The sequence below is a fragment of the Rhizobium alarense genome, assembly GCF_021555155.1.
GTDB lineage: Bacteria > Pseudomonadota > Alphaproteobacteria > Rhizobiales > Rhizobiaceae > Rhizobium_D > Rhizobium_D alarense.
This window is the reverse complement of record NZ_JAKGBU010000050.1, coordinates 28,922-39,381: the sequence shown is the minus strand read 5'-3', so window position 1 is coordinate 39,381 and position 10,460 is coordinate 28,922. Positions and strand designations below refer to the sequence as shown.

Sequence of the window (10,460 nt, the reverse complement as noted above, 5' to 3'; positions counted from 1 at the left end):
CGCGCGAAGAGTTCGAAGCCGCGGCCGGGGGTGCCCTGTTCCATGCCGCGAGACTATCAAGGGTCGGTCAAACTGGTCAACAAACTTGTCCAGTGGCTGGCGCAATCGCGCTGCCTGCGTCAAAGCGCCAGTATGTTCGCTTTCTGATATTTGCTAAGGCTGCCACGGGGACGGAGTGGGATCGATTTGATGAACAAGGGAAGTTTCGCCTTTCCGCCGGCTGCGGCGCGTGCGCAGGCGCTGGGAGAGATTCACGCGCGGCCTTATGCGCTCGTACCCTCGCCCCGCGTCATCTTCCAGCTCGCTTTCCTGACCGAGGGCGGCACGACGGTCGACCACGCGGTGCTGTCGGACCTGTCGCGGTCGCGCGGCGTGTCGCCGCCGGCGCGCGACGCCAACCATCATGCGATGAGCTGGGGGCAGGGCACGCTGCGCTGGGAGCGCCACACCGAATTCTCGACCTATTTCTGGGACGCGCCGGCGCCGGAGCGTTTCGGCGGGCCCGTGCCCGTCCATCCGTTCGGTGACAGCTTCTCGCCGCCCGGCACGCTGATTTCCGGCATCCGGCTGGAGATCCGGCCCGACACGCCGGAAACGCGCGAGGCGATCGCCTGCTTCGACCCGACAAGCCTCTGCTACAGCGAGGTGAAGGAGGGGCAGGCCTCGATCCTCACCGACTTCCGCCAGAACGGCGACGGCCTGACCCAGATTCTCGTTATCGACCGCGGCATGACCGAGGCCGGGCGCGGCGCGCTCGTGCAGCGCCTGCTCGACATCGAGACCTACCGCACGCTGGCGATGATCGGGCTGCCGCTCGCCCAGTCGCTGTCGCCGGAGATCCGGCGCATCGAGGACGGCCTGACGGCCGTCACGCAGCGCATGAAGCAGCACGCCCGCGACGAGGCGGACGAGATGCTGGGCGAGATCACCCGGCTTGCCGCCGAGCTCGAGGCCAACGCGGCGCTCAGCCTCTATCGCTTCGGGGCGAGCCGCGCCTATTACGGCATCGTGCAGGAGCGCATCCGCACGCTCGCCGAGACGGCGCGGCCGGGCTACGAGACGCTCGGCTTCTTCCTCGAGCGGCGGCTCGCGCCGGCCATGCGCACCTGCCAGTCGGTGGAGGAGCGGCAGGCGAACCTGTCGCGCAAGCTCGCCCGCGCGACGTCGCTGCTCAGAAGCTGGATCGACGTGGAGCTCGAGCAGTTGAACACGACGCTGCTCAATTCGATGGACCGGCGCGCGAAGCTGCAGCTCCGCCTGCAGCAGACCGTCGAGGGCCTCTCGGTCGCCGCCATCTCCTACTATGTCGTCGGGCTCGTCGGCTATGTCGCGAAGGCGGCGCACGGCCTCGGCCTGCCGGTGAAGCCCGAGACGCTGACCGGACTGGCCGTGCCGGTCGTCGTGATCGGCCTCTGGCTGCTCGTGCGCGCCATCCGCCATCGCCACGCGGAGGAGGACCGCGCCTGAGCGCGGCTGGCCGTCAGCCGGAAAGATCGCAGAAATAGCGCGGCACGCCGTCGAAGATGCCGAAGCCGCTCATCGGCCCGGACGCGCCGTCTTCGGTGTCGGACGGGGCGCCCGACGGTGGCAGCGGCCGGTCGAAAGCGGCCTTTGCCTCATCTTCCGCCGCCCTGTCGAAGATCACCGCATGGTAGACGAAGTCGCTTGCGAGTTCGGTGATGTAGATTTCGAATTCGCGCACCGGCACGCCGCGCCATGTGCCGGCGACGACGGGAATGACCGTTCTCAGATATTCGCCGTCCTGCGTCGTCACCGGCGCGCCGAAGGCGGCCTCGTAGCCCTGCGGCACGACGAGCGGTCCCTCCTTGCGTGCCACGAGATAGCTGGACTGGAAGAGCGCATGCAGCGGCTCGGTGTAGCTGCAGTTGCGCTCGAAACCGTCGAGAAGCGGATCGAGCGCCGCGGCATGCGCGGCGTCGGCGAGGGAAAGCAGGCCGATCGCGGCCAATCCGGCGGAAAAGAAGTGGCTGACCATGTGCTGCCCGTGACGTTGTGCCCAACCTTGCCCGGTGCGGCCGACTGTATAAGGCGCCGCTGCCGCGAGCAACGGGGCTCAGCGGTCCCAGTAGGGCGACGGGCCGTAGAGATCGGCGAGATAGTCGATGAACAGCCGCACCTTGGCCGGCAGGAACTGGCGGCTCGGATAGACCGCCGACAGCAGGACGTTCTTCGAGCTTTCGTATTGCGGCAGCACCTGCACGAGCCGCCCGTCCTTCAGCTCCCGGCCGACGTCCCAGGTGGAGCGGAGCGCGATGCCGAGCCCGGCGATCACCGCCTCGCGGATGACCTCGCTCGAATTGGTGACGAGCGGTCCGGCCGGCCGGTAGGTGATCACGCCCGCAGGCCCCTCCAGGCGCCAGCCGTCCTGGTTGTGCGGCGGCAGGCAGACGTGCTCCGAAAGCGCGGAGAGCGAACCGGGTGCGCCGCGTCGCGCCAGGTAGCCCGGAGCCGCGCAAAGCACGCGACGCACCGGCGCGAGGCGCTTCGCGACGAGCGAGGAATCGGTCAGTTCCCCGATGCGGATCGCAACGTCGAAACCGTCGCCGACGATGTCGGAGAATTCGTCGGTCAGCTCGAGATGCAGCGTCAGGTCGGGATGCGCCTCCATGAAGCCGCCGATATGCGGCGCGATGTGCATGCGGCCGAACGACGTGGGCGCCGAGACGCGCAACATCCCGCGCACGGAGCCGGAGCGGCCGGAGACGAAGGCTTCCGCCTCCTCGATGCCGGCCAGGACGCCGACGATGCGCTCATGAAAGCCGTGGCCCGCCTCGGTCAGCGAGATCTGCCGCGTCGTGCGCTGCAGGAGCCGCGTGCCGAGCCGTTCCTCGAGCCTGCGGAGGCGTTTCGAAACGACGGCGGGCGACAGTCCGAGTGCCCGCCCGGCGGCCGACAGGCTGCCGGTCGAGACGACGCGGGCGAAGATTTCGAGATCGGCCAAATCGGACATAAGTCGCGCCCACTTTTGCTTTCCTGGCGAAAGTGCTTAGCATTTGCCTCGGTTGCGGTGAAGTGGTAAAGAAAAAAGACCACTTTCCGCAGGGTGCCGAGGGAGCGATACGGTGGAGCAGCTCCAGTTTCTGAAGCCGAGGGCCGGGATCGTCGCGCGGCGCGCGACGATCGTCGCCGACCTGCTCGACCTGCTGCCGCCCGGCTGCCTCGTGCACGAGGCGCGGGAACTCGTCCCGTTCGAGACCGATGCCTTCGTGTCGTATCGCCGCCTGCCGCTCGCCGTCGCGCTGCCGGAGACGACCGCTCAGGTGGCGGCCGTGATGAAATACTGCCATCGCTACGGCATTCCCGTCGTGCCGCGCGGCGCCGGCACCTCGCTGTCGGGCGGCGCCATTCCGCAGGAGGACGCGGTGGTGCTCGGGCTTTCGAAGATGTCGCGCATCCTTGACGTCGACTATGCCAACCGCACCGCGACCGTGCAGGCCGGGGTCACCAATCTCAACATTTCCGACGCGGTCTCGGCCGACGGCTACTTCTATGCGCCGGACCCGAGCTCGCAGCTCGCCTGCACGATCGGCGGCAATATCGGCATGAATTCCGGCGGCGCGCACTGCCTGAAATACGGCGTGACCACCAACAACCTGCTCGGCGTCAGGCTGGTTCTGGTCGACGGCACGGTCGTCGAGCTCGGCGGCAAGGCGCTCGACGCGCCCGGCCTCGACCTGCTCGGCCTCGTCTGCGGCTCGGAAGGCCAGCTCGGCATCGTGACGGAGGCGACCGTGCGGCTGATCGCCAAGCCGGAAGGCGCGCGGCCGGTCCTCTTCGGTTTCGACACGTCCGAGGCGGCGGGCGCCTGTGTCGCCGACGTCATCGGTGCCGGCATCATCCCGGTGGCGATCGAGTTCATGGACAGGCCGGCGATCGGCATCTGCGAGGCCTTCGCCAAGGCCGGTTATCCGATGGACGTGGAGGCGCTGCTCATCGTCGAGGTCGAAGGTTCCGAGGCCGAGATGGACGCGATGCTGGCAAGCATCATCGAGATCGCCAGGCGCCACGGCGTCAAGGTCGTCAAGGAAAGCCAGTCGGCGACCGAGGCGGCGCTCATCTGGAAGGGGCGCAAGTCCGCCTTCGGCGCTACGGGCCGCATCGCCGACTATATCTGCATGGACGGCACCGTGCCGCTCGGCCAGCTTTCCCATGTGCTGCGCGGCACGGCGGAAATCGTCGAGCGCTACGGCCTGCGCGTCGCCAATGTCTTCCATGCCGGCGACGGCAACATGCATCCGCTGATCCTCTTCAACGCCAACGACCCGGAGGACGCCGCCCGGGCGGAGGCGGCGGGCAACGACATCCTGAAGCTCTGCGTCGATGCCGGCGGCTGCCTCACCGGCGAGCACGGCGTCGGCATCGAGAAGCGCGACCTGATGCGCCATCAGTTCGACGCGGTCGACCTCGACCAGCAGATGGCCGTGCGCGCGGCCTTCGATGCGCAATGGATCCTCAATCCGTCCAAGGTCTTCCCGCTCGACGGAAGGCCCGCGGCATGACCATGACGCATGAACCGGTATCCGAAGAGGCGGCGGCCCGCCTCGTCCAGGCGGCGGCCGCGGCGCGCGCCCCGCTTGTCATCCGCGGCGGCGGAACGCGCAGCCTCGGCCTGGCCGCACCGGAGGCCGACATGCTGTCGAGCGCCGGCCTGAACGGCATCGTCGCCTACAACCCGGCCGAGATGACGATGACCGCGCGGGCCGGCACGCCGCTCGGCGCCATTGAGGCGGCGCTTGCCGAAAAGCGCCAGATGCTCTCCTTCGAACCGCCGCATATGGCGGGCCTGCTCGGCCGCGCCGGCGCCTCCACCATCGGTGGCGTCTTCGCCGCCAACGCTTCCGGCCCGCGCCGCTTCGTGGCGGGGGCGGCACGCGACAGCCTGCTCGGCCTGCGCTTCGTCAACGGCCGGGGCGAGATCGTCAAGTCGGGTGGCCGCGTCATGAAGAACGTCACCGGCCTCGATCTCGTGAAGCTCGTCGCCGGCTCGCGCGGGTCGCTCGCTTTCGTCACGGAGGTCACCTTCCGGGTGCTGCCGCTGCCGGAGACCGCGGCCACGGTCGTCGTCTCCGGGCTGACCGACGCCGAGGCCACCGCTGCCATGGCGACGGCCCTGTCGATGCCCGTCGAGGTCTCCGGCGCCGCGCAGCTTCCCGAAAGCGTGCGCGGGCGCTTTCTCTCCGGAACCCTGCCGGAGGGCGCGGCCACGGTGCTGCGCATCGAGGGGCTCGCGGCGTCCGTCTCCGTCCGTGTGGAAAAGCTCCGCGCCGCCATGGCCGCCTTCGGCGCCGTAGCCGTTTTGCCGGCAGCGGAAACCGACGCACTCTGGCGCGAGGTCCGCGACGCCTCTCCCTATGCCGACGGCTCGCTGCGGCCGCTCTGGCGCGTCTCGGTTGCCCCGGCCGCCGGCCACCAGCTCGTCGCGGCGCTGCGCCTCGAGGCCGGCATCGACGCCTTCTACGACTGGCAGGGCGGCCTCGTCTGGCTGCGCATGGAGGCCGATCCGGAGGCCGGACTCGTCCGTCGCTACATCAAGGCGCTGGGCGGTGGGCATGCGACGCTGGTGCGGGCGCCGGAAGCGCTGCTCGCGACGACGCCGGTCTTCGAGCCGCAGGGCGAGGCGATTGCCGCGCTGACGGCGCGGATCAAGCAGAAATTCGATCCGGTAGGCATTTTCACTGTTTCGGACAGTCAGGAGTAATCGATGATTTTGTACGTATTTACGTCAAAGAATATCACGAACATCTGGGCCGGAATTGGTGCACGCCTATGGGCAGTTTCCGATGCAGACCCAAACGTTATGGCGGGTAGGAGAACGAGGGCAACGAATGTCCTCGTTGGGCAAGCTGGCCTGATATACTGCAGCCATCCAGATTACAAATCCTTGACGACGCCATTTATAGTCACCTCCCAACCAAATCCAAAAAAGGACGAGGAGATGGTTTGGGGCGAGGCTTGGAAGATGCCATTTAGCATTCATCCGTTGGGTACACCAAGGAAGCACTGGAATGCCCATCAAGCCGCACGTGAATTACCCTTCAATCGAGACACAGGAAAGACCAACGTAACCAGCGTCTTTAAGGCAGTTGGTACAGCCGTTTTCAGCCCGATCGAGATCGGCGATAAAGATTGGGCAATGATTTTGTCGCGTCTATCAGACATATCAATGGTTTAAGATGCAGACCAATTTCACCGCCGAGCAACTTGCCGACCCGCATGTGGCGACGTCCGAGCAGATCCTGCGCAAATGCGTGCATTGCGGCTTCTGCACCGCGACCTGTCCCACCTATGTGACGCTCGGCAACGAGCTCGACAGCCCGCGCGGCCGCATCTATCTCATCAAGGACATGCTGGAGAACGGCCGGCCGGCCGACGCCGAGGTGGTCACGCATATCGACCGCTGCCTCTCCTGCCTCGCCTGCACGACCACCTGTCCCTCCGGCGTCGACTACATGCACCTCGTCGACCACGCGCGCGTGCATATCGAGAACACCTACCGCCGCCCTTTCCTGAACCGGCTGACACGCGGCCTGCTCGCGGCGATCCTGCCCTATCCGCGCCGGTTCCGGCTCGCGTTGCGTGCCGCCGCGCTCGGGCGCCCCTTCGCGGGCCTCATGAAGCGCGTGAAGGGGCTGGAACCGTTCGGCGCGATGCTCGATCTCGCGCCGCGTTCGCTACCGCCGGTCTCGGCGAGCACCAGGCCCGGCAGCCATGCGGCCGCCGGCCCGCGGCGGGGGCGCGTCGCGATCCTCACAGGTTGCGCCCAGCCGGTGCTGAAGCCCGACATCAACGCGGCGACGATCCGCCTGCTGACACGCTTCGGCGTCGAGGTGGTGGCGCCCCGCGGCGAGGTCTGCTGCGGCGCGCTCGTCCATCACATGGGCCGCGAGGCGCAGGCGCTTGCCGCCGCGCGCACCAATGTCGATCTCTGGCTGCGCGAGGCGGAAGAGCGGGGCCTGGACGCGATCGTCGTCACGGCGTCGGGCTGCGGCACGACGATCAAGGACTACGGCTTCATGCTGCGGCTCGACCCCGCCTATGCCGGGAAGGCGAAGCGCGTCTCGGCGCTGGCGATGGACGTCACCGAGTTTCTCGCCCGGCTCGATCTTCCGCAACGGGAGCGGCAGGGCATCACGGTGGCCTATCATTCGGCCTGTTCCATGCAGCACGGCCAGAAGATCACGATGCTGCCGAAGACGCTTTTGAAGGCGGCCGGCTTTGCCGTGCGCGACCCGGCGGAAGGCCATCTCTGCTGCGGCTCCGCCGGGACCTACAACATCATGCAGCCGGAGATCTCCGCAACGCTCAAGGCGCGCAAGGTGCGGAACATCGAGGCGACGAAGGCGGACGTCATCGCCACCGGCAATATCGGCTGCATCGAGCAGATCGGCAGCGGCACCGCGCTGCCGATCCTGCACACGGTCGAACTGCTCGACTGGGCCTATGGCGGTCCGAAGCCCGCGGCGCTCAGCTGACGGCTGTTCCGCTACGCCGGCCGCGGACCGGGCTCAACCGCCGAAGCTGAAGAGCGAGCCGATGATGTCGGTGCCGCGGTCGTCGTAGCTCACCTTGCCCTGGCGGTTGCCGGGGCCGATGACGATGACCTTGGTGCCGATGCCGGCCCGTTCATAGAGGTGTTCGACGTCCTTGTTCATCATGCGGATGCAGCCGGAGGACATGTTCTGCCCGATCGTCCAGGGCTGATTCGTGCCGTGGATGCGGAAGATCGTGTCGCGCCCGCCCTTGAAGAGGTAGAGCGCGCGCGCGCCGAGCGGATTGTCGACGCCGCCTTCCTGCGTGACCGGCAGGATGCGGCCCTTGGCGGCTTCGCGGCGGCGCATCTCGGCCGGCGGCGTCCAACTCGGCCATTCTTCCTTGCGGCCGACCTTCACGACGCCCGACCAGCCGAAGCCGTCGCGGCCGACGCCGACGCCGTAGCGCGTCGCCCGGTTGTTGCTCTCGATATAATAGAGGAACTTGTTGTTCGTATCGATGATGACCGTGCCGGGCGCCTCGTCGGTCAGAAGCCGCACCTTGCGGCGGAGAAATTTCTTCTCGACCTGCTTGCGCTGCGCGATCAGTTCGACGTCGGACGCCGCAACGCTGCGGGCATCGGCGGTGCCCGGTATAAAGGCGCTTGCCGGCGCATGCGGCAGCGCGGTGGCCGCCGTGAGAATTGCCGCAAACGCGTAGGATGCCGATTTTCGCATGATGACGTCCCTCTCAGTCCCTGTCGGCCGCAGAGGCTAGCGAAGTTCGCCGTCATTTCAAGTCGCGGCGGCACAGGATCAGCGAAAAGTGAGGCCCCCATGGCAGTCTCGCCACAGTATCTCTCGCCGCGGCGCGTTGCCGATCCGGCCGGCGGGCCGGGTTCTTCTGCATCTATGCGGCCCGTCCGCCGGTCGCGTCGCGCGTTTCCGGGGCAGGTCGAAGCTTAGATCACGATGACCTTGGTGCCGACGCCGACGCGCTCGTAGAGGTCGACCACGTCCTCGTTGCGCATGCGGATGCAGCCCGAGGAGACGGCATAGCCGATCGTCCACGGCGCGTTGGTGCCGTGGATGCGGTAGAGCGTCGAGCCGAGATACATGGCGCGCGAGCCGAGCGGGTTTTCCGGGCCGCCTTCCATGAAGGCCGGCAGGTAGTGGCCCTTGGCGGCCTCGCGGGCGACCATTTCCTGCGGCGGCGTCCAGCTCGGCCATTCGGCCTTGCGGGTGATCTTGTGCGTGCCGGCCCATTCGAAGCCCGGCTTGCCGACGCCGACGCCGTAGCGCCTTGCCTTGCCGTCGCCCATCACGAGGTAGAGGAAGCGATTGTTCGTGTCGATGACGATCGTACCGGCCTTGTACTCGGTCCCGTAGTCGACGACCTGCGGCAGGAACACCGGGTCGATCTGCGTCTTGACCGGCTTTTCGGCATGGACGACCGCGGAGACCTGCTGTACCGCGACGCCCGAGCGCTGGCGCAGGACGCGCCGCTGCTGCTCGCGCTGGCGCACGACGATACGGCGGGCGGAGACGGCAGGCTGCACGCCTTCGCCGGTCAGCTGCATGACCCAGGGCGCGGTGAGGTCGGGGCTGACGACGACCGGCGGGCGGCTCATGTAGCGGTCGTTGGCGGCGGCCCCGAGCGTGGCGGTGCACAGGATGGTGGTGGCGAGCAGAAGCGTTTTCTTCGACATGGACGGACCCGTTACCCTTCGTCATGCGGAAGCCGGCGGCCCGGACGGCGGCGGCCTCGTTCTCCGATATCGTCATGGCGCGACATGCGCTTGGGGCGGATGCTTGCACCTTTGCCGCGAGCGAATGGTAAACAGGCGATCGTTCAACTGCGAAAGCCGGCATAAAGCTTTGGGTAGGGTTATCGGCCCCTTTCCAAATCTGGTTGACGGATGGTAAAGACGGAACAAAAGGGAAACGACGGAGGCTTTGCGGCATGGCGAACGGCATCATCATCGGCGCGGACGGCCGGGCCCGCTGCGCCTGGCACGGCAATCTCGACGACTACCGCCGTTATCACGACGAGGAATGGGGCAGGCCGGTTGCCGACGACCGGCGGCTGTTCGAGAAGATCTGCCTCGAGGGCTTCCAGTCCGGTCTCTCCTGGCTCACCATCCTGCGCAAGCGGGAGAATTTCCGCGCCGCCTTCGCCGGCTTCGACATCGACCGGGTGGCGCGGTTCGACGCGGCGGACATCGAGCGGTGCCTGGCCGATCCGGGCATCGTGCGGCATCGCGGCAAGATCGTCTCGACGGTCAACAACGCGGTCCGCGCGCAGGCGCTGCGCGACGAGTTCGGTTCGCTCGCCGCCTATTTCTGGGGCCACGAGCCGCGGCAGACCGAACGGCCCGCCGTGATGGATCATGCGACGCTCGTCGCCAATCCGACGACGCCGGCCTCCGTGCGCATCTCGAAGGATCTGAAGAGGCGCGGCTGGACCTTCGTCGGCCCGACGACCGTCTATGCCTTCATGCAGGCGATGGGCCTCGTCAACGATCATCTGGACGGCTGCTTCTGCCGCGAGGAGGTGGAGGCGGCGCGCCGGGCATTCGCCCGTCCGCGTTGATTTGTTCCGGCCGGCACACGTTTATTTTCACGGCGAATCATGTAGCCTGCGGTTGTGTGGCGGTTTCATTTCATCGAGAGAGTCGGGCGTTCTCGGGGCGTGCGCGTTGTTGCGTACCGCGGGTGCTGAACGGTTTGGCGTGGGGAACGCAAATGGCGACTGGAACGTCGATGGAAATCTGGGCCTGCGCGAGGGCGCAGGAGATCGTGATGCGGGAGGGCTACAAGCTCATCCGCTCCGCCCGGGACGGCAACAATCCCGAAATCCGTGAAAACAGCATGATGCTCGCGAAGGTCATCGCCGCGACGCTGATGGAGGCCTCGGGCGCGCGCAGCGGGCTGCGGCAGCCACCGGCGGGCAAATAGCGGCGCCGGCCC

General features: G+C 67.3%; 11 protein-coding genes. 7 read left to right on the top strand and 4 right to left on the bottom strand.

What is annotated here, in order from left to right; all coding sequences use genetic code 11:
* Nucleotides 1-189 precede the first annotated feature (189 nt).
* Nucleotides 190-1,467 (top strand): DUF3422 family protein, encoded by a 1,278-nt coding sequence (locus LXM94_RS16085; RefSeq protein WP_235772487.1) that lies wholly within the window; start codon nucleotides 190-192, stop codon nucleotides 1,465-1,467.
* Nucleotides 1,468-1,480: 13 nt separating this feature from the next.
* Here the strand turns inward: LXM94_RS16085 and LXM94_RS16080 are convergent, their stop codons facing one another.
* Entirely contained in the window at nucleotides 1,481-1,996 is a 516-nt protein-coding gene (locus LXM94_RS16080; RefSeq protein WP_235772486.1) for a hypothetical protein, read from the bottom strand.
* Nucleotides 1,997-2,074: 78 nt separating this feature from the next.
* Nucleotides 2,075-2,971 (bottom strand): LysR family transcriptional regulator, encoded by an 897-nt coding sequence (locus tag LXM94_RS16075; RefSeq protein ID WP_235772485.1) that lies wholly within the window; start codon nucleotides 2,969-2,971, stop codon nucleotides 2,075-2,077.
* A 112-nt stretch (nucleotides 2,972-3,083) separates the two neighbouring features.
* Between LXM94_RS16075 and LXM94_RS16070 the strand changes: the two genes are divergently transcribed.
* From LXM94_RS16070 to glcF, 4 genes are read left to right on the top strand one after another with little or no spacing between them, the layout of a single operon-like run.
* Nucleotides 3,084-4,520, top strand: a complete 1,437-nt coding sequence (locus tag LXM94_RS16070; RefSeq protein ID WP_235772484.1) for an FAD-linked oxidase C-terminal domain-containing protein — start codon at nucleotides 3,084-3,086, stop codon at nucleotides 4,518-4,520.
* Nucleotides 4,517-5,719, top strand: a complete 1,203-nt coding sequence (locus LXM94_RS16065) for an FAD-binding protein (RefSeq protein ID WP_235772483.1) — start codon at nucleotides 4,517-4,519, stop codon at nucleotides 5,717-5,719. The genes LXM94_RS16070 and LXM94_RS16065 overlap by 4 nt, the downstream gene beginning before the upstream one ends.
* Nucleotides 5,720-5,722: 3 nt before the next feature.
* Nucleotides 5,723-6,193, top strand: a complete 471-nt coding sequence (locus tag LXM94_RS16060; protein WP_235772482.1) for a hypothetical protein — start codon at nucleotides 5,723-5,725, stop codon at nucleotides 6,191-6,193.
* Between the two features lies 1 nt (nucleotide 6,194).
* Nucleotides 6,195-7,493 (top strand): glycolate oxidase subunit GlcF, encoded by a 1,299-nt coding sequence (gene glcF, locus LXM94_RS16055; RefSeq protein WP_235772481.1) that lies wholly within the window; start codon nucleotides 6,195-6,197, stop codon nucleotides 7,491-7,493.
* A 33-nt stretch (nucleotides 7,494-7,526) separates the two neighbouring features.
* Here the strand turns inward: glcF and LXM94_RS16050 are convergent, their stop codons facing one another.
* Nucleotides 7,527-8,228 (bottom strand): L,D-transpeptidase, encoded by a 702-nt coding sequence (locus LXM94_RS16050; protein ID WP_235772480.1) that lies wholly within the window; start codon nucleotides 8,226-8,228, stop codon nucleotides 7,527-7,529.
* Nucleotides 8,229-8,452: 224 nt separating this feature from the next.
* On the bottom strand, nucleotides 8,453-9,199 hold the full coding sequence (locus LXM94_RS16045; protein ID WP_235772479.1) for a L,D-transpeptidase: 747 nt from the start codon (nucleotides 9,197-9,199) through the stop codon (nucleotides 8,453-8,455).
* A gap of 254 nt (nucleotides 9,200-9,453) precedes the next feature.
* Between LXM94_RS16045 and LXM94_RS16040 the strand changes: the two genes are divergently transcribed.
* Both LXM94_RS16040 and LXM94_RS16035 read left to right on the top strand, forming a co-directional pair.
* Nucleotides 9,454-10,083: a DNA-3-methyladenine glycosylase I gene (locus LXM94_RS16040; RefSeq protein ID WP_235772478.1), complete on the top strand. Its 630-nt coding sequence runs from the start codon at nucleotides 9,454-9,456 to the stop codon at nucleotides 10,081-10,083.
* A 170-nt stretch (nucleotides 10,084-10,253) separates the two neighbouring features.
* On the top strand, nucleotides 10,254-10,448 hold the full coding sequence (locus LXM94_RS16035; protein ID WP_235772477.1) for a hypothetical protein: 195 nt from the start codon (nucleotides 10,254-10,256) through the stop codon (nucleotides 10,446-10,448).
* Nucleotides 10,449-10,460 lie beyond the last annotated feature (12 nt).

Excerpts from the sequence above, each read along its gene's own strand:
- LXM94_RS16085 (WP_235772487.1), top strand. The coding sequence starts at position 190 with ATGAACAAGGGAAGTTTCGCCTTTCCGCCGGCTGCGGCGCGTGCGCAG.
- LXM94_RS16075 (WP_235772485.1), bottom strand. The coding sequence starts at position 2,971 with ATGTCCGATTTGGCCGATCTCGAAATCTTCGCCCGCGTCGTCTCGACC.
- LXM94_RS16080 (WP_235772486.1), bottom strand. The coding sequence starts at position 1,996 with ATGGTCAGCCACTTCTTTTCCGCCGGATTGGCCGCGATCGGCCTGCTT.
- LXM94_RS16035 (WP_235772477.1), top strand. The coding sequence starts at position 10,254 with ATGGAAATCTGGGCCTGCGCGAGGGCGCAGGAGATCGTGATGCGGGAG.
- LXM94_RS16045 (WP_235772479.1), bottom strand. The coding sequence starts at position 9,199 with ATGTCGAAGAAAACGCTTCTGCTCGCCACCACCATCCTGTGCACCGCC.
- glcF (WP_235772481.1), top strand. The coding sequence starts at position 6,195 with ATGCAGACCAATTTCACCGCCGAGCAACTTGCCGACCCGCATGTGGCG.
- LXM94_RS16060 (WP_235772482.1), top strand. The coding sequence starts at position 5,723 with ATGATTTTGTACGTATTTACGTCAAAGAATATCACGAACATCTGGGCC.
- LXM94_RS16040 (WP_235772478.1), top strand. The coding sequence starts at position 9,454 with ATGGCGAACGGCATCATCATCGGCGCGGACGGCCGGGCCCGCTGCGCC.
- LXM94_RS16050 (WP_235772480.1), bottom strand. The coding sequence starts at position 8,228 with ATGCGAAAATCGGCATCCTACGCGTTTGCGGCAATTCTCACGGCGGCC.
- LXM94_RS16065 (WP_235772483.1), top strand. The coding sequence starts at position 4,517 with ATGACCATGACGCATGAACCGGTATCCGAAGAGGCGGCGGCCCGCCTC.